The organism is Bradyrhizobium sp. USDA 4474 (genome assembly GCF_054057515.1).
In genome coordinates this window covers 2223281-2240726 of sequence record NZ_JBSRZJ010000002.1, presented here as the reverse complement: position 1 = coordinate 2240726, position 17446 = coordinate 2223281, and the positions used below count along the sequence as shown (strand labels likewise).

At 64.7% G+C, this 17446-nt stretch carries 14 protein-coding genes and 1 pseudogene; 5 read left to right on the top strand and 10 right to left on the bottom strand.

Going from position 1 to position 17446, the window contains the following annotated elements:
* The first annotated feature begins 3 nt into the window (after positions 1-3).
* On the top strand, positions 4-798 hold the full coding sequence (locus ACVW16_RS12335) for an SDR family oxidoreductase (protein ID WP_456737373.1): 795 nt from the start codon (positions 4-6) through the stop codon (positions 796-798).
* An 81-nt stretch (positions 799-879) separates the two neighbouring features.
* On the opposite strand, the gene mdlC is transcribed toward ACVW16_RS12335, so the two are convergent.
* From mdlC to ACVW16_RS12315, 4 genes are all read right to left on the bottom strand, one after another.
* Positions 880-2502 (bottom strand): benzoylformate decarboxylase, encoded by a 1623-nt coding sequence (gene mdlC / locus ACVW16_RS12330; protein ID WP_456737374.1) that lies wholly within the window; start codon positions 2500-2502, stop codon positions 880-882.
* Positions 2503-2634: 132 nt separating this feature from the next.
* Positions 2635-3480, bottom strand: coding sequence for an FAS1-like dehydratase domain-containing protein (locus ACVW16_RS12325; protein ID WP_456737375.1), 846 nt, complete (start codon positions 3478-3480; stop codon positions 2635-2637).
* A gap of 15 nt (positions 3481-3495) precedes the next feature.
* Positions 3496-4593 (bottom strand): CaiB/BaiF CoA transferase family protein, encoded by a 1098-nt coding sequence (locus ACVW16_RS12320; protein ID WP_456699479.1) that lies wholly within the window; start codon positions 4591-4593, stop codon positions 3496-3498.
* Between the two features lie 8 nt (positions 4594-4601).
* A complete protein-coding gene (locus ACVW16_RS12315) occupies positions 4602-5783 on the bottom strand; it encodes an acyl-CoA dehydrogenase family protein (RefSeq protein ID WP_456737376.1) in 1182 nt (393 codons plus the stop codon).
* Positions 5784-5908: 125 nt separating this feature from the next.
* Between ACVW16_RS12315 and ACVW16_RS12310 the strand changes: the two genes are divergently transcribed.
* A complete protein-coding gene (locus ACVW16_RS12310) occupies positions 5909-6829 on the top strand; it encodes a LysR substrate-binding domain-containing protein (RefSeq protein WP_456699477.1) in 921 nt (306 codons plus the stop codon).
* 163 nt (positions 6830-6992) lie between these two features.
* On the opposite strand, the gene ACVW16_RS12305 is transcribed toward ACVW16_RS12310, so the two are convergent.
* Positions 6993-8267 carry a cytochrome P450 gene (locus tag ACVW16_RS12305; protein WP_456699476.1) on the bottom strand — a complete coding sequence of 425 codons (1275 nt, stop codon included), beginning with the start codon at positions 8265-8267 and terminating at the stop codon, positions 6993-6995.
* Positions 8268-8361: 94 nt separating this feature from the next.
* Positions 8362-9627: a cytochrome P450 gene (locus tag ACVW16_RS12300; protein WP_456737378.1), complete on the bottom strand. Its 1266-nt coding sequence runs from the start codon at positions 9625-9627 to the stop codon at positions 8362-8364.
* A gap of 289 nt (positions 9628-9916) precedes the next feature.
* Between ACVW16_RS12300 and ACVW16_RS12295 the strand changes: the two are divergent.
* Positions 9917-11036, top strand: a pseudogene (locus ACVW16_RS12295) (DUF898 family protein).
* Positions 10990-11586 carry a M48 family metallopeptidase gene (locus ACVW16_RS12290; protein ID WP_456737379.1) on the top strand — a complete coding sequence of 199 codons (597 nt, stop codon included), beginning with the start codon at positions 10990-10992 and terminating at the stop codon, positions 11584-11586. Before ACVW16_RS12295 ends, ACVW16_RS12290 begins: the two are co-directional and overlap by 47 nt.
* A gap of 123 nt (positions 11587-11709) precedes the next feature.
* Here ACVW16_RS12290 and upp read toward each other — a convergent pair whose 3' ends face one another.
* The 3 genes from upp to ACVW16_RS12275 all read right to left on the bottom strand — a co-directional run bounded on the left by upp (position 11710) and on the right by ACVW16_RS12275 (position 15010).
* Entirely contained in the window at positions 11710-12339 is a 630-nt protein-coding gene (upp, locus tag ACVW16_RS12285; RefSeq protein ID WP_027533710.1) for a uracil phosphoribosyltransferase, read from the bottom strand.
* Positions 12340-12507: 168 nt separating this feature from the next.
* Entirely contained in the window at positions 12508-13746 is a 1239-nt protein-coding gene (locus ACVW16_RS12280) for a URC4/urg3 family protein (RefSeq protein ID WP_456699473.1), read from the bottom strand.
* 7 nt (positions 13747-13753) lie between these two features.
* On the bottom strand, positions 13754-15010 hold the full coding sequence (locus tag ACVW16_RS12275) for a GTP cyclohydrolase II (protein WP_456737380.1): 1257 nt from the start codon (positions 15008-15010) through the stop codon (positions 13754-13756).
* Positions 15011-15305: 295 nt separating this feature from the next.
* On the opposite strand from ACVW16_RS12275, the gene ACVW16_RS12270 reads away from it, so the two are divergent.
* Positions 15306-16439: a threonine synthase gene (locus ACVW16_RS12270; RefSeq protein WP_456737381.1), complete on the top strand. Its 1134-nt coding sequence runs from the start codon at positions 15306-15308 to the stop codon at positions 16437-16439.
* A 135-nt stretch (positions 16440-16574) separates the two neighbouring features.
* Here the strand turns inward: ACVW16_RS12270 and ACVW16_RS12265 are convergent, their stop codons facing one another.
* Complete coding sequence (locus ACVW16_RS12265; protein ID WP_456705077.1) at positions 16575-17390, bottom strand: DUF2927 domain-containing protein; 816 nt, start codon at positions 17388-17390, stop codon at positions 16575-16577.
* Positions 17391-17446: the final 56 nt, after the last annotated feature.

Here is a 17446-nt window from a genome sequence, read left to right as displayed (position 1 = left end):
CGCATGCAGGTGACCGGCAAGGTTGTGGTCGTCACGGGCGGCGCAAACGGCATCGGCAAGGCGCTTTGCGAGGCCTTTCACAAGGCGGGCGCCGCCAAGGTCGTGGTCGCGGATATGGACGCCGCCAATGCGAGGATCGTCGCAGCGACGGTCGATGGCGCGGCTTTCAAATGCGACGTCGCGCAGGAAAAGGATATCTCGCACGTCATCGACGAAACCGAGCGGCAGTTCGGCCCGATCGCATTGTTCTGCTCCAATGCCGGCATCGGCGGCGGCTTCGATCCGATGTCGGTCAACGCCGGCGGCGCCTCGGACGAGCCGTGGCAGCGCAGCTGGGCGATCCACGTCATGGCGCATGTCTATGCGGCGCGACATCTCATTCCCCGCATGAAGGCGCGCGGCGGCGGCTATTTCCTCAACACCATCTCGGCTGCGGGCCTGCTGTCGCAGGTCGGCAGTCCGGCTTACTCGACGACGAAGCACGCCGCGGTGGGCTTTGCCGAGAACCTCGCGATCTCGCACAAGGCCGACAACATCAAGGTCTCGATCCTCTGCCCGCAAGGCGTCGACACCAACATGTTGCGCTCGATCCCCAAGGGCCCGCAATCCGGCGACGGCGACCTCACGCCGGAGCAGGTGGCAAAGGACGTGCTCGCCGGCCTCGAGCAGGAGACCTTCCTGATCCTGCCCCACCCCCAGGTGCTCGGCTACATGCGCAAGAAGACCGAGAATTACGACCGCTGGATCGGTGGCATGGCCAAGATTCAGGCCAAGATGCGCGAGGAGTTCGGGAAGTAGGGGAGGCCGCTACTCTCTTCCGTCATTGCGGGCGAAGCGAAGCAATCCAGTCTGCCCGCCGCGGTGGATAGACGGCACGCCTCAATGCTTCTGCCCGTACAGCACCGGCACCGCCGAATCCACGATGACCTCCACGAGGCTCGCGCCCTCGAACGCCATTCCGCGCTTGAGCGCGCCGCCGAGCTCTGCCGCCTTGCTCACCCGCACCGCGTGGCAGCCCATGCCCTCGGCGAGCCGGACGAAATCGATCCCCGGCAGCTCCAGCCCTGGCACGTTGCGCACCTGCATCACCTGGCTGAACGAGCGCATCGCGCCGTAGCCGGAATTGTTGATGACGACGATGGTCAGCGGCAGCTTGCGCTGCGCGGCGGTCCATAGCGCCTGGATCGAGTACATCGCGGAGCCGTCGCCGATCAGGCACACCGTGCGGCTGGTGGGCTTGCCGAGTGCCATGCCGACCGCGGCGGGCAGGGAATAGCCGAGGCCGCCGCTCGCCATGGTGTAGAAACTGTCCTGGCCGCGCATCGGCAAGAACTTCTGCATCGCGGGCCGGTGCGAGGGCACTTCCTCGACCAGCGATGCGCCGTCCGGCATCGCTTGCGACAGCGAATGCAGCAGGAATTCGACCGGCAGCGGATCGGCGGCCTGTGGCGTCGGCGGCAGCGTGCGGCCTTTTGGCATCGCGCGCTTGCTCTCCGGCAACAGCTCGAGCAGCAGGCTCAGCGCCGGCTTCATGGTCGCGATGATGCTGGTGCCCACAGGCGTGACCGCCGCAGCGTCCGGATCGTCTGTGATCTGGAAGATCGCCGCGCCGCCGTCGAAGATCGCGGCATGGCCCTCGACATGGAAGGTGAACACCGGCGCACCGATGACCACAACGAGATCGTGCTCGCGCAGCGCGTCGGACAGCTGCGCAGCTGAAGCATGCAGGAAGCCCGCGAATTGCGGATGCCGCTCGGGGAACGAGCAGCGCGCCGAGAACGGGCTGACCCAGACGCTCGCTTTCGCCTTCTCGGCCACGCGCACCATCAAATCGACCGCGCCGGCGCGGTCCACGCCGGGGCCGACGACGAGAGCAGGGTGCTTTGCGGCATCGAGGGCGGCAACCAGCACTTTCATCGCGTCCGGCTCGGGGCCGATCTCGCGGCTGACCTTGCGTGCTTCGACCGGCGCGCAAGCATGTGCCCAATCGTCGATCGGGATCGAGACGAAGGTCGGTCCGCACGGCGGCTGCATCGCGACGTAATAGGCCCGGGCGATCGCGGCCGGCACGTCTTCGGGCCGGGCCGGCTCGACGCTGTATTTCACATAGGGTCGCGGGAATTCGGACGCGCGCTCCGCATAGAGAAACGCCTGCAATGGCAGGATCGAGCGGGCCTGCTGGCCCGCGGTGATGACGAGCGGCGTCTGGTTGCGATGCGCGGTGTAGATGTTGCCGAGCGCATTGCCGACACCGGCGGCGGAATGCAGATTGACGAAGCCGGCATTGCGCGTCGTCTGCGCGTAGCCATCGGCCATGCCGACGGCGGAGGCCTCCTGCAGCGCCAGCACGTAGTCTAGGTCGTCAGGCCAATCGCTCAGGAACGGCAGCTCGGTCGAACCAGGGTTGCCGAACACCTTGTCGATGCCGAAGGCGCGCAGCAGATCGAGCGTCGCCTGCTTGACGGTGACGGACTTGCTGCCGGTCTTGCCGTTTTTTGTCATCGCTTCCGTCCCTGCTATTCATATCGCGCCATCAGCCCCCGTCATTGCGAGCGCAGCGAACCAATCCTTATCACCGCGGACGGATTCCGGATTGCTTCGCGGCGCTCGCAATGAGGAAGAGGGAGCTGTGGCCTACCACACCGCCGTGCCCTTCATCGTCGGCTGCCCCTCCGCATTGGCGGTCCACAGCTCCATGCCAGCGTCAGTCTCATTGGCGTTGATCGAAAATTCAGAACCCTCGAACAACGGCTGCAAACCGCGATATGAAAACTTCTTCGGCGCCTTGCCGCCGCGCAGCTTCGCCGCCATCTCCACTATGAGCGCCGCCTGCAGTGGCCCGTGGAAGATCAGGCCCGGATAGCCTTCGACCTCCGTGACATAGTCGCGATCGTAGTGGATGCGGTGGCCGTTGAAGGTCAGCGCGGAGTAGCGAAACAGCAGCACGGGGTCGGAGACATGGGTCTCGCGATGCTTTGCCTTCGGCGGCGGAGACGGGGCTTTGGCGGTCGCGGTGCTCGTCATCTCGCGATAAACGATGTCTTGACGCTCGCGGATGGCAACGCCGCGCGGCGAGGAGATGCTGTGCTCGACCGAGACGAAGCACAGCGTGCCGGTCGAGCCTGGTTTCACCTGCACGTCGGCAATGCGCGAGGTCCGCGTCGATTCATCGCCGACGCGCAAGGGCTGCAGGAATTCGATCTCGCCGCCGGCCCACATCCGGCGCGGCAACGGCACCGGCGGCAGGAAGCCGCCGCGGGTCGGGTGGCCGTCGGGGCCGAGCATCGACATCGGAAACACCGGCTGCGCCAGGCACCAGTGCACCGTGAATGGCGCCGCGTCGCCCGCCTTCGGCTCCCCTACATCCTGGAACAGCGTGGCGCGCAGGCCCTTGACCAGCTGCGCCGTGACGATGTCGGTCGCTTCCTCGCTGCGGCCGATCCATTGCCTGAGATGATCGATGTCGAGCTTCCCGGTCATGACGCCTCGCTCTTCTTACTTCGTCGGTTTCTCGCCGATCGCCGGCACCGCGCCATAGCTGCGGATCTCGCCGACGATGATCGGCGCCGGCGCGGGATAGCTGACGCGGCCATTTGGTGTATCCACCTCGATGCGGCGCAGATGCGGATGGTTGGTGAGGTCGCTCATGGTGTTGACCTCGGCAAAGGCGATGTCGGCATCCGACAGCCGCTTCAACAGCTCGTCGCGTGTCATCTGGCCGAAGATATCCGCGACCGTGGTGTCGGTGAAATCGCGGTTGCGTACGCGCTCCACCATGTTGGCGACGCGGGGATCGGCGGGAAGATCAGGCTGGTCCAGTACCTCGGCGCACAGCGTCTTCCACTCGCGCTCGCTCTGGATCGAGATCAGGATGTCCTTGCCGTCCTTCGAGGTGAACACGCCATAGGGTGCGATCGAGGGATGACGCAGCCCCATGCGCTTCGGCGGATTGCCGGCCTCGGCGTTGAGCAGCGGCACGGTGCACCAGTCCGCCATCACGTCGAACATGGAAATGCGGATGTCGGCACCCTTGCCGGTGCGCCCGCGCGCGATCAGCGCCTCCAAAATCGCCGCATGGGCGGTGGCGCCGGTCGCTACGTCGACGATCGACATCCCGACGCGCGAGGCGCCATCGGGGTTGCCGGTGATCGAGGCGAGGCCGCTCTCGGCCTGGATGAGCAGATCGTAGGCCTTGCGATGCGCGTAGGGGCCGTCGTCGCCATAGCCGGTGATCGTGCAGGAGATCAGCTTTGGGTAATCCTGCAACAGCCGCTCGCGCGAAAAGCCCAGCTTGTCCATCGAGCCGGGCTTGAGGTTCTGCACCAGCACGTCGGCGCTCGCGATCAGCTTCTCCAGTTCGGCGCGCCCGTCCTTGGTGGCGAGATCGACCACGGCGGATTGCTTGCCGCGGTTGAGCCAGACGAAATAGCTGCTCTGCCCCTTGGCAGCCGCGTCATAGCCGCGGGCAAAATCGCCCTCGGGCCGCTCGATCTTGATCACCTCCGCGCCGGCATCTGCCAGACGCGAGGAGCAGAACGGCGCCGCTACCGCCTGCTCGACCGCAATCACCCTGATCCCGTCAAGTGCTCCCATGATTCGCCTCAGTACGAGCGGGGCATGCCGAGCACGTGCTCGGCGACAAAGGACAGCACCAGGTTGGTCGAGATCGGCGCGACCTGATACAGCCGCGTCTCGCGAAATTTGCGTTCGACGTCGTATTCCTCGGCGAAGCCGAAGCCGCCGTGGGTCTGGATGCAAGCATTGGCCGCTTCCCAGGACGCATCGGCCGCGAGCATCTTGGCCATGTTGGCCTCCGCGCCGCAGTCAAGCCCGGCCTCGTATTTGCGCGTGGCTTCCTTCACCATCAACTCAGCCGCGCGCATCGAGGCATAGGCCTTCGCGATCGGGAATTGAATGCCTTGATTTTGGCCGATCGGCCGACCGAAAACGCTGCGCTCCTTGGCGTAGTTCGTCGCCTTCGTGATGAACCACTTCGCATCGCCGACGCATTCCGCCGCGATCAGGATGCGCTCGGCGTTCATGCCGGAGAGGATGTAGCGAAAACCCTTGCCTTCTTCGCCGATCAGGTTCTCCGCCGGCACCTTCATGTCGGTAAAGAACACTTCCGTCGTGGCGTGGTTCATCATGGTGCGGATCGGGCGGATCTCCAGCCCGTTGTTTTTGGCCTCGCGCATATCGACGATGAACACGGAAAGGCCATCGGTGCGCTTTTTCGCCTGCTCCTTCGGCGTGGTGCGCGCCAGCAGCACCATCAGATCGGAATGCTCGGCGCGGCTGGTCCAGATCTTCTGGCCGTTGACGATGTAGCCGCCGTTGCCGTCCTTGCGCGCGAAGGTCTTCAGCGAGGTCGTGTCGGTGCCGCTGGTCGGCTCGGTGACGCCGAACGCCTGCAGCCGCAATTCGCCGCTCGCGATCTTAGGCAGGTACTTTGCCTTCTGCTCGGCGTTGCCGTGCCGCAGCACGGTGCCCATCGTGTACATCTGGGCGTGGCAACCGCCGCCGTTGCAGCCCGCCCGCTGGATCTCTTCGAGGATCGCAGCCGCGGCCGAGAGCTTCAGGCCGGCGCCGCCATATTCCTCGGGGATCAGCACCGAGAGATAGCCGGCCTCAGTCAGCGCGTCGACGAAGGCCTTGGGATAGGCCATCTCGCGGTCGAGCTTGCGCCAGTATTCGCCCGGGAACTGCGCGCAGAGCTTGGCGACGGCATCGCGGATGTCGGCGTAATCTTCGCTTGTGTGTTCGTCCTGCTTGTCTTGGCTCATGGCGTTTTCCGTATCTCGCGGCAGTCAAGATAACGCCGGCCAATCCTCTGGCGTTGTGAAAACATCGCCAGCCCCCTATGCTCATTTGCTATAGCGTATGGAGTAGCCTTCCAGGATTGGCAAGCATGGATTTCCGGCAGCTCAGGACATTCAGTTGCGTCGCGGAGCTCGGCAGCCTCTCCAAGGCGTCCGACACGTTGCGCGTGGCGCAGCCGGCGCTCTCCAGGCAGATCAAGCTCTTGGAGCACGAGCTGCGCACGGAACTGTTCACCCGCAATGGCCGTGGCATGGTGCTGACCGAAGCCGGACGCCTGCTGCTGGCGCGCACCTCCGGCATCGTGCGGCAGATCGACCAGATCCGCGACGACATCCAGTCGGCCAAGGGGCCGCCGTCCGGCCAGGTCGTGCTCGGGCTGGTTCCGACCGTGAGCTGCGTGCTGTCGGCGCGGTTTGCGAGGCGCTGCGTGGAAAAATATCCCGCCATCTCGCTGCGCATCGTCGAGAGCTACAGCGGCCATATCGTCGAATGGCTGCATCGCGGCGAGATGGATCTCGCCATCCTCTACGGCCGTTCGGCTGATCTGCATCTCAATGTGCAGAGCCTGGGGCGCGACAACATCGTCGCGGTCGGTCCGCGCGGCTGTGGCCTGGCGCGCAGAAAGACTGTCGACATCGGTTGGCTGCTGCGGCAGCGGCTGGTGCTGCCCAGTCATTCGCACGGCCTGCGCGCGCTGATCGAGCACGCGGCCGCCCAGCGCAAGCTCAAGCTCAACGTCCAGCTGGAGGCGGATTCATTCCGCGTGTTGACGAGCCTCGTCGAGGAGGGCCTCGGCTTCGCACTGCTGCCGCCCTCGTCGGTCCGCGGCGAGGTGACGGACGGACGGCTGGAAACCGCCGTCGTCTCCAAGCCGATGTCGCGCGAGCTCATTTTCGCCTCTCCGATCGACCGCCCGGCCTCGACGGCCTCGCTGGCCGTCACCGCGCTGCTGCGCGACGAGGTCGCCGCCTGCCGCAGGGACGGCGTGTGGGACATCAAATTGAGTTAGATGCAGCCGTGTCGTAGACCAGCCACGCCCCATCGTGCCTTCGCATCTGGCGCGACCTGTCATGCCGGAATTTTATAGCTGAAGGGACCGCAGCGATCGACGCGAGGACGCATACGTATCCGAGAGCCCGTCGTTGCGAGCTCGCAATGATCGAGGATAGAGCTCAGGCCGGAATCCGCACCGGCAGCGATTCATATCCCTTGATGAAGCTGGAATAGATCCGCCGGGGCTCGCCGACCACCTCGATGCGGTCGAAGCGCTTCAACATTTCCTCCCAGACGATGCGCAGCTGCAATTCCGCGAGCCGCATGCCGACGCAGCGGTGGATGCCGAAGCCGAAGGAGAGATGGGTGCGCGGGCGCGGCCGGTCGATGATGAAGTCGTTTGGCCGCTCGATCATCTCCTCATCGCGGTTGCCGGAGACGTACCACATCACGACGCGGTCGCCCTTCTTGATGTGCTTGCCGCCGATCTCTGTGTCGGCAAGTGCGGTGCGGCGCATATGCGCCAGCGGCGTCTGCCAGCGGATCACTTCGGGCACCATCGTGTCGATCAATGCAGGATTGGCCCGCAGCTTGTCGTACTGGTCGGGATTCTCGTTCAGCGCCAGCACCGAGCCGGTCATGGTGTTGCGGGTGGTGTCGTTGCCGCCGACGATGAGCAGGATGATGTTGCCCATGAGGTTGTCGGGATCCATGAAGCGGGTGGCGTCGTTGTGCGCCATCAGCGACAGCAGATCGTTGCGCGGCGCGGAGTTGACGCGCTCGTTCCACAGCTTGGACATGTAGGCGTAACACTCGTCCATTTCGCGGCGGCGCTCCTCGGCCGAGGCGACAATGCCGCTCTTGGGCAGCGCGGTCGAGACGTCCGACCAGCGCGTCAGCTTGCGCCGCTCCTCCCAGGGAAAGTCGAACAGGGTCGCCAGCATCTGCGTCGTCAGCTCTATCGAGACCCGCTCGACGAAATTGAAGGTCTCGTTGCGGGGCAGATTGTCGAGCACGGTCTGGGAGCGCTGCCGGATCAGCTTGGCGAGCTCGTCCAGATGCGTCGGCGTGAACATCGGCGACACCGTCTTGCGCTGCGACGAGTGCTTGGGCTGGTCCATCGCGATGAAGCTCGGCCAGTCATAGCCGTCAGGCACGTCACGGATCGAAATGCCGCCGAGCCTCGAATCCGAGGAGAAGATGCCGTGGTTGGTGTCGACATGCATGATGTCGTTGTATTTCACCACCGACCAGTACGGCTCGATCGGCGCGTTGGTGCAGTAATGCACCGGCTCTTCCTTGCGCAGCCGCTCGAACCACGGCCACAGCGTGTCGTCCTGGAACAGCCTGGGGGCACCCGGGTGAAAATTCTTCAGCGGAGTCGCGTAGGCTTCCTCGCGCGCGCGCCGCATGCGTTCGGCCTTGTCGGCCTTGACCGGGGTCTGAATGTTCATGGGCAGTCGCTCCAGGTTCGCGCCTTCTTCGCCTCTTCCCGCCATGTCCAGCCGAAGCCGTGGCAAAGGCGGAAAGTGGGGCGAGGGACTTCACTCATGCCGCAATCTTGACCGGCAAAGTTTCCAAACCCTTCACGAAGCTTGAATAGACCCGCTTGGGTTCGCCGACCACGTCAATATGGTCGAAACGGCTGAGGATCTCCTCCCAAATAATCTTGAGCTGGAGTTCGGCAAGGCGCAATCCGACGCAGCGGTGGATGCCGAAACCGAAGGAGAGATGCGTGCGCGGGCGGGCGCGGTCTATGATGAAGTCGTAGGGCTTCTCGATCGCCTCCTCGTCGCGGTTGCCCGAGACGTACCACATCACGACCTTGTCACCTTTCTTGATCTGCTTGCCGCGGAACTCGAAATCGGCGAGCGCGGTGCGGCGCATATGCGCGAGCGGCGTCTGCCAGCGGATCACCTCCGGCACGAAACTGTCGAGCAGCGCGGGGTTTTCGCGCAGCTTGCGATATTGCTCCGGATGCTGGCTCAGCGCGAGCAGCGAGCCCGACATGGTGTTGCGGGTGGTGTCGTTGCCGCCAACGATCAAAAGAATGAGATTGCCGAGGAAGTTCCTGGCATCCATGTCGCGGGTCGCGGCGCCATGCGCCATCATCGAGAGCAGATCGCTTTTCGGCGGCTGCTCGATGCGCTCCTTCCACAGCCGCGCGAAATATTGCGCGCATTCCGTCAGCTCGACCTGCCGCTCATCCTCGGTCGCGACCAGGCCGTCAGGGCCGGGAATGGTGGTGGCGATATCGGACCAGCGCGTCAGCTTGCGGCGGTCTTCCCAGGGGAAGTCGAACAGCACCGCCAGCATCTGCGTGGTGAGCTCGATCGAAACCTGGTCGACCCAATCGAACACCTCTCCACGCGGCAGACTGTCCAGGCACTCGGCCGAGCGCTTGCGGATGTTGAGCGCGAGATTGTCCAGATGCGTCGGAGTGAACATCGGCGCTACGGTCTTGCGCTGCGCGGCATGCCGCGGCGGGTCCATCGAGATGAAGCTCTCGCGGCGCAGATCGGGATCGATGTCGCGGATGGTGATGCCGCCGAGAGCGGAGGCCGAGGAGAACACCGCATGGTTGGTCTCGATCTCCATGATGTCGTTGTAGCGCGTCACCGACCAATACGGTCCGAACATCGAGTCCTTGCAATAGTGCACGGGATCTTCCCGGCGCAGGCGATCGAAGTACGGCCAGAACGTATCGGTCCTGAACAATTCGGGGTCGCCGGGATCGAATTGCTCCAGCGACAATGACGAAGCGCGCTCGCGCAATGCGTCGAGCTTGGCCGCGCTCTCGATGGTCCCGTGCATGAGCCGCTCTCCCTGGCGTGAACCGCGCGATTTTTGTGAATTCTGCGCTGCGGTATTTGAGGCACAATTACAACGCGTTACGTGCGTCGGAGCAAGCGGCAGTTTTGCCGCACGGGATGTCATCCGGGCTTTGCCACGCGACGAATGTGACCTGCCGCACGCCGTTCGTCCCGAAATCCCGTCGGAAACCGCGCGAAACCGAGGTAAATCGAACCCGCCGATCTTGGGGATCGACCAATCTCTGATCTATAGTTTGATCTGATTAAATCCGCATCCCGGGGGTGTCGCCGTGAACGATAGGCAATGGGCCCCTCTGGGCTCCCCCGAACCGGTCCCGCCGCCGCTGCCCCCCCACTCGGATCGACTTCAGCGGTGATCGCGCCGAGTTCAGGACAATCGTCACCAGAGGGGCCATGCTGGAGCTGGTCACTTTTGGCTTCTACCGGTTCTGGCTCGTCACCGACATCCGCCGTCACCTGTGGTCGAATACGTCGATCGATGGCGATGCCGCCGAATACACCGGACGGGCCAGGGAGCTGCTGATCGGATTCCTCGTCGCGCTAGCGATTCTGGTGCCGATCTACGTGCTCTATTTCCTGATCACGATCGAAGCCGAGCGCTGGAAGGGCTTTGCGTCGACGCCCCTGTTCATCAGCTTCTACGCCTTCGGCCAATTCGCGATTTATCGCGCGCGACGTTACCGCCTGACGCGTACGGTCTGGCGCGGCGTGCGGTTCTGGATGGATGGCTCGGGCTGGGCCTATTCGTTCCGCGCGATGCTGTGGGGCGCTCTGATGTTCCTGACGCTCGGCCTGGCGTTGCCGTGGCGCGAGGCCTCGCTGGAGCGTTACAAGATGCAGCACACGCATTTCGGTGATCTGCAAGGCGATTTCGAGGGTGACGGCTGGGAGTTCTTCAAGCGCGGCTGGTGGCTGTGGCTTCTCACGCCGCTTGCGCTGCTGTTTTTCCCGGCTGCGCCGTTCCTCTATGCCGAGTTCAGGGCGCGCGAATGGCGCTGGTGGCTCGACGGTATCCGGATCGGCGGCGTCAACCTGTCCTCGGATTTGCCTCACAACGCCTTCTACGGCCTCTGCTGGAAAGTGATCGGCTGGTGGCTGTTGCTGTCGACCATCTACAGCGCCTATCTCGGTGTTGCCATCGCAATCACCACCAAGATGGAGGGCGCGCCGCACGCGCCGGCCGCCGGGCCTGCCGCGAACATCCCGCTGCTGCTGGTGATGGTGATCGGCTATTTGGCCCTCGCGCTCGCTGCCAACGTCATCATGCGCGTCTATCTTCAGCGCGATCTCTGGGCCAAGGTGCTGGAAACCGTCGCAGTGCATGACATCGGCGCGGCGGCCGATGTCCGCGCGAGCGGCGGATTGGCGATGCGTCAGAGGTCCAGGTGAAAGCGTTCTTCCGCGGCATCTCCTGCAACGCCCGGCCGGTCAGGCGGCGTTCGGCAAGCTCGTCAAGCGCCTGCGCGACGCCGCCGGTCTCGACGACGATTCCATGACATCAGGCGTGCTGCGAACCGCAGTGCCGAATGCGTTCGCGCTGCCCGGCGGCAAGGTCTTCGTGCTCAGCGGCCTGCTCGACAAGGCTGAAAGCCCTGATGAGCTCGCCGGCATCCTTGCTCACGAGCTCGGCCATCACGACAACATGCGCAGCGTGGTCGAGGCGTCCTATTCGCGCGAGGCCGAGACCAATGCCGATACGTTCGCAATCGAGACGATGCATAAGCTCGGCCGCTCGCCGAAGCCGGCAGCCGAGTTGATGTTTCGCATCACCGGCAAGGAGGGCGGCTCGGGCCTGGCAACGATCCTGGCGAGCCATCCGCTCACAGAGGACCGCCTCGCGCGCATGACCAAGGAAAATCGCCCCGTCAGCGGTCCCCCGCTGCTGACGGACAAGGAGTGGCAAGCGCTGAAGGGCATTTGTGGCAGCGGGAAGATTTGAGCGCGATGAGGTGAGACTCGATGAGCGCCTCGACGAAGGTGCGTCCTCTTCCCCGCAAGGGGCGAGGGAGCGGAGAGAGTAGTGCTCTTGGCCCAACTTGATTCAACGACATCCCGCTCTAAACTATCTTGTCCCGTAAGCGCGGTCGCCGGCGTCGCCGAGACCGGGCAGGATAAAGCCGTTCTCGTCGAGACCTTCATCCACCGCAGCGGTCCAGATGTGCACGTCCGGATGCAGGCCGCGCAGGCGCTCCAGTCCTTCCGGCGCGGCGATCAGGCAGGCGAGGCGGATGTCCTTGGCGCCGCGCTCCTTCAGCCGGTCGACTGCGGCCACGGCCGTGTTGGCGGTCGCGACGACCGGCGTCACCACGATCGCCAGGCGCTCGCTGAGATCCGACGGCGATTTGAAGAAGTACTCGACCGCGGCAAAACTCTGGGGCTCGCGGTAGAGGCCGATATGGGCTACGCGGGCGGTCGGCACCAGGTCCATCATGCCATCGACGAAGGTGGTGCCGGCGCGCAGCATCGGCACGAACACCAGCTTCTTGCCGGCGATCTTGGCTGAGTGCATCGTCGCCAGCGGCGTATCGATCACGGTATCGGTGAGCGGCAAATCGCGCGTCACCTCGTAGCACAAGAGCATGCCGATCTCCTTGATCAGTTCGCGGAACGACTTTGTCGAGATTGACTTGTCCCGCACCAGCGTGAGCTTGTGCTGCACCAGCGGATGATCGACGATCGTGACGCCTTCCATGATAGTGCTCTTGCTTCTTCCCTTCTCCCCCTGTGGGAGAAGGTGGCGCGCAGAGCGCGCCGGATGAGGGGTTCTCTCCGCGAACTTCACTGAGAGATATGCCCGCGGAGACATACCCCTCACCCGCCTCGCTTTCGCGAGGCACCCTCTCCCGCAAGGGGAGAGGACTCAGAAAACCGTGCCGTCGCTGATCACCTTGAGTGGCGGTGACCCGTCGGGGCGGCGCGCAAACGCGATGACGCGGCCGGCGGCCCAGGTGCCGCCTTCCAGGATGCTGGCGAGCGGCAGCGATTGCGGCGTTCGGCCGAGCTTGGCGCGAACACGTTCGGCAACGCGGTCCAGCAGCGCGACAGTCAGCGCGCGCCACTCGACGACGAGCAGGGAGTCGACCGCATGCGCACGCTCCGCGTCGGCGGCATCGCGCAGACGCAGCACCTCGTGATCGACAAACAGGCCGCCATTGCGATATTCGGCCAGTCCGGTGAGCCCGTCGATATCGGTGACGTCAAATCCGGCGCGCTGGAGCGGCTCGATCAGCGAATAGCTCAACCATTGCGACAGCTTGTGCAGCGGCACGAGGCCGGCGGTCGCATCGTCGGCCCTGATCGCCGGATGACGCCAGCAATCGCCCAGTGGAACGCCCGCGAGCTCAAGCCGTGACGGCCAGATCGGTCCGAGCTGGTTCAGCACCGCCGAAAGTATCGCGGGGGCGGGGATGGCGCGGTCAATAGCCTGCGCGGCGATGTGGTCGAACAGGCCGCCCGGTCGCGGCATGTCCTGCATGCCGAAGACGTCGGCGCGCGCAGCCACCAGTCTGCCCAGACGTTGCAGCAGATCCGTGCGTCCTTCGAGGCCCAGCAGCGGATTGGCCTCGCTCGCCTGGAAGGCCGACGTCAGCGCCGGGAGCGGCAGCTTGGCGAGCACCTCCGCATCGACCCGGAACGGCGCGCGCGCATCGGCGGAAAAGAGGCCGCCGGCAAACATGTCGAGGCTCGCGAGCGCCAGTCCCTCGGAGCGACCAATGCCCTGTCCCGTCACCGCATCGCGATATCGCCAGGTCGCACCCGCGCCGGCATCGAGCAGCACGCTGACGATGGCGAGGTCGAACTCCGCGCGCGCCCGTGCCGCGCGATCGGGCCATGATGCCGTGTCGGCCAATTGCGCCCAACGGTCGACGCCGTCGAACACAAAATGTCGCCACCGCGCGTGGAAGGGAATGTCGAGCGTCGGATAAGCCCTTCGCGTGACATCAAGCACGGCGTCAGCAACGCCGTCCATGCGATCGAGATCGATGGTGAAATGCGTGAGCCCGCCCTGGAGGCCGATGTCGAGCATTCGTCCGGCGCGCGCGCGAACCGCCTTTGCGGTGAGCAGGGCGCGTGCCTCTCGTTCCAAAACGTCCGCCATCGCCGGATCAGTATTTTTCCAGCGAACGCCCGACCACGCCGTCGACGTCCTTCTCCGGCGCGATGTCGGTCGAGTAATAACCGGCAGCCTTCTTCGCGGCGATCTCGACATAGGCGTCGGCCGGGATCAGCTCCGGCGGAATCGGCACGCGCTCGACGATGTCGATGCCCTGCGAAGTCAGCGCGTCGTACTTCATGTCGCTCATCGACAGGAAACGGTCGATGCGCTTGAGGCCGAGCCAGTGGATGGTGTCAGGCATCAATTGCTGGAAGCGCGCATCCTGCACGCCGGCGACGCATTCGGTGCGCTCGAAATAGGCGGCTGCCGCATCGCCGTCCTCCTGGCGCTTGCGCGCATTGTAGACCAGGAATTTGGTGACCTCGCCGAGCGCGCGGCCTTCCTTGCGGTTGTAGACCACGAGGCCGAGCCCGCCTTCCTGCGCGCCACGGGCGGATTCCTCGATGCCGTGGATCAGATAGGGCCGGCAGGTGCAGATGTCGGAGCCGAACACGTCGGACCCGTTGCATTCGTCATGCACCCGGCAGGTGATCTTGGTGCGATGATCAGGCAGCTTGGTCACATCGCCGAACATGTAGACGGTGGTGCCGCCGATCGGCGGCAGAAACACTTTCAGGTCCGGCCGGGTCACGAGTTCGGGGAACATGCCGGCGGTCTGCTCGAACAGCGTGCGGCGCAGCTCGGTCTCGTTCGTACCGAAGCGCTCGGCAAGGCCCGGCAGATACCAGACCGGATCGATTGCAATCTTCACCACGGAGACGCTGCCATTGGCGTGCACGACCTCGCCGTCGGCGCGCAGGCGCTTGGCCGTCAGCGCCTCGCGGATTTCGGGCAGGTCGAGCCGTGCGCGCGTGATCGCGATGCTCGGGCGGATGTCGACGCCCTCCGCGATGTCCTTGCCGAAATTTTCGGCAACCAGATGACCCCAGGGATCGAGCGCGACGATCTTTGCGGGATCGCGCCATTGCTCGAACGGGCCGATGGTCGCGGCCGGGAAGGTGTTGGTGAGGTCGGGCCTGCGAATCGGATCCAACGCGCCGGCGGAGACGGCGAGGGCGCGGTACATCGCATAGGAGCCGCCATGGCTGCCGATCACGTTGCGATCCCCGGCGCGGGACACCGTGCCGATGATCGGTCCGCGGGCGCGCGCATCAGCGGCGCCCCAGTGAATCGGAAATGCTGCCTTGCGGCCCGGCTCGGGATGCGAGGTGAGGCGGATATGGTCGGTACGGTTCGCGCGGCTCATGGCCAAACTCCCAAAAAACCAATGGCCCGCCGCTCGGACGGGCCTGGCTTATCAGCGCCGCCGAACCAGAGCCCGGCGACGCAATCCAACATATTGTAGCGGCCAGGCACGACAGACAAGTTAATCGTGGTGTGCCGCCTGCGGGGCCTTCCTCGTCGTCCGGAGCGACGAAGGCGCCTGAAACTTCGCTATATATATGTAATCGCTCGAGTTTTTGAAGAGGGCGTCAGGCGGCTGGATAAACCCGGCATATTCGGACATATCGACCGGACCGACTCTGCCTCAGGAGTGCACCATGTCTGCCGCCAGCTACATCGATCCCCGCAATGGAAAGCTCTATCCGCTCAATGAGCCGCGCTGGTGTTCGGATGAGCGCACGCCGCTGCTGGTGACGCCGGGCGCGGGGATCTCGCGCGCAGATATCGACAGCGGCACGCGCTCGCTCTGGCGCTACCGGGCCGCCTTGCCCGTGGAGATCAAGGATCCAATCTCGCTCGGCGCGGGCTGCACGCCGCTGGTGCAGCAGGGCTGGGGCGATTTGCGGCCGTTCTTCAAGCTCGAATGGTTCAATCCGACCGGCAGCTTCAAGGACCGCGGCTCCGTCGTCATGCTGTCCTTCCTGCGCCAAATCGGTGTCGACGCCATCCTCGAGGATTCCTCCGGCAATGGCGGCTCGTCGATGGCAGGCTTGGGCGCCGCCGGCGGCATGCGCGTGAAGATTTTGGCGCCCGCCTCGACCTCGCCGGCCAAGATCGCGCAGGTGCGCGCTTACGGCGCCGAGGTGCAACTCGTCGAAGGCCCGCGCGAGGAGTCGGAGGCTGAGGCCATCAGGCAGTCGAGCCAGACCTTCTATGCCAGCCACAATTGGCAGCCGTTCTTTCTCGAAGGTACAAAATCGTTCGCCTATGAAATCTGGGAAGATCTCGGCTTTCGCGCGCCTGACAACATCATCGTTCCCGTCGGGGCGGGCAGCAGCCTGCTCGGCTGCGCCTTTGGTTTCCGCGAGCTCAAGAAGGCAGGGCAGATCGCGAAACTGCCGCGCCTGTTCGCGGCACAGCCGCTCAACTGCTCCCCGATCGATGCGAGTTTCAAGGCCGGCGTCGATACGCCTGTCGCGCGCGAGGTGAGCAAGACCATCGCCGAGGGCACCGCGATCAAGTCACCGCTGCGGCTGCGCGAAATCATCAGCGCGCTCCGCGAGAGTGGCGGCGCTACCGTTGCGCTCACCGAGGGCGAGATCGTCGCTGCGCTGCGTCGTCTGGCGCGGCAGGGCCTGTTCGCCGAGCCCACCAGCGCCAGTGCGGCCGCGGCGCTGGACAAGCTCGCCGCCACCGGCGCCATCAAGGCGAACGAGACCACGGCAGTAGTCCTCACCGGCACGGGGCTGAAGGCGGCGACCACGGTGGCTGATCTGGTGCAGTCATCGTAGGGTGGGTTAGCCATGCGGATGCGCGAAGCGCAGTCGCATGGCGTAACCCACCAACTCCGTCGACGCGGAAGCCGAAGAGGTGGGTTACGCTGGCGCTGACCCCACCCTACGCGTTCTCGCAATGACGGAGGCGCCTTACTCCTTCAAATCATTCACCCGCCTCACCCACGCTCTGACGTCTGCGAGCACGTCGGGCAGCACCGCTCTGACCTCGAGCACGGTCATGCCGGCCTTGATGCGGGGATCGTAGAGCAGGTTGAGGATGTACTGGTCGTAGACGTCGAAATAGCCCATCGACACATCGTCGTTGAACATGGTCCACGGCACGCTCGCGGTGTCGTTGATGGGCCCGAGCGATTGCAGCACCTCCTCGTAGGCGCAGTCGAGAAAGGTGAAGTCGCCGACGTCGACGGTGAGGATGACGTCGGAATGCTCGATCTCGAAATTGTCGTTCTTGCGGAAGCCGGACAGGCATTGCGGATCGAGCGAGGTTCGGATCTCGCGCGCCTTCTCGGCGCCGTAGAAGCTCGTGATGGTGCGATAGAGGTCGCGGTCGCGCACGAGCTTCACCCGCACATTGGCCGCCTCGGCGGTGTCGGTCATGGCGAGGTCGAGATGCTGCACGCGCTTGCCGATATCGGCGACCACCTTTGCCAGCTGCGCCTTGCGGTCGGCTCGGTCGGTCTCGGCGAACACGCGCACCGGTCCGTCGAACTTGCGGATGCGATCGACGCGGCCGGCGAGGTGGTATTCGGCGCCGAACGCAGTCTTGAAAAAGCCGTCGGCGATTTCCGCGTCGGTAAAGCTCTTCTTCTCGGCGCGCTGGCGCGAGACGATCGCGGGCAGCTCACCGGCGCTCGCCATGCGGGCGGTGTCAGCCACGCATGTGAGCGCCGCAAGCGCCAGCAGCGCGACGCGAAGGGCAGCCGAGGGCGGGTGGAAAGCGCGCATCGTCATGCAACGCTGCCGTATTCGCCGGCAGCGCACAAGTCCGCAATTTCACGCCC

Excerpts from the sequence above, each read along its gene's own strand:
- ACVW16_RS12265 (WP_456705077.1), bottom strand. The coding sequence starts at position 17,390 with ATGCGCGCTTTCCACCCGCCCTCGGCTGCCCTTCGCGTCGCGCTGCTG.
- mdlC (WP_456737374.1), bottom strand. The coding sequence starts at position 2,502 with ATGACAAAAAACGGCAAGACCGGCAGCAAGTCCGTCACCGTCAAGCAG.
- ACVW16_RS12320 (WP_456699479.1), bottom strand. The coding sequence starts at position 4,593 with ATGGGAGCACTTGACGGGATCAGGGTGATTGCGGTCGAGCAGGCGGTA.
- ACVW16_RS12280 (WP_456699473.1), bottom strand. The coding sequence starts at position 13,746 with ATGGCGGACGTTTTGGAACGAGAGGCACGCGCCCTGCTCACCGCAAAG.
- ACVW16_RS12305 (WP_456699476.1), bottom strand. The coding sequence starts at position 8,267 with ATGAACATTCAGACCCCGGTCAAGGCCGACAAGGCCGAACGCATGCGG.
- ACVW16_RS12310 (WP_456699477.1), top strand. The coding sequence starts at position 5,909 with ATGGATTTCCGGCAGCTCAGGACATTCAGTTGCGTCGCGGAGCTCGGC.
- upp (WP_027533710.1), bottom strand. The coding sequence starts at position 12,339 with ATGGAAGGCGTCACGATCGTCGATCATCCGCTGGTGCAGCACAAGCTC.
- ACVW16_RS12290 (WP_456737379.1), top strand. The coding sequence starts at position 10,990 with ATGTCCGCGCGAGCGGCGGATTGGCGATGCGTCAGAGGTCCAGGTGAA.
- ACVW16_RS12300 (WP_456737378.1), bottom strand. The coding sequence starts at position 9,627 with ATGCACGGGACCATCGAGAGCGCGGCCAAGCTCGACGCATTGCGCGAG.
- ACVW16_RS12270 (WP_456737381.1), top strand. The coding sequence starts at position 15,306 with ATGTCTGCCGCCAGCTACATCGATCCCCGCAATGGAAAGCTCTATCCG.
- ACVW16_RS12315 (WP_456737376.1), bottom strand. The coding sequence starts at position 5,783 with ATGAGCCAAGACAAGCAGGACGAACACACAAGCGAAGATTACGCCGAC.
- ACVW16_RS12325 (WP_456737375.1), bottom strand. The coding sequence starts at position 3,480 with ATGACCGGGAAGCTCGACATCGATCATCTCAGGCAATGGATCGGCCGC.
- ACVW16_RS12335 (WP_456737373.1), top strand. The coding sequence starts at position 4 with ATGCAGGTGACCGGCAAGGTTGTGGTCGTCACGGGCGGCGCAAACGGC.
- ACVW16_RS12275 (WP_456737380.1), bottom strand. The coding sequence starts at position 15,010 with ATGAGCCGCGCGAACCGTACCGACCATATCCGCCTCACCTCGCATCCC.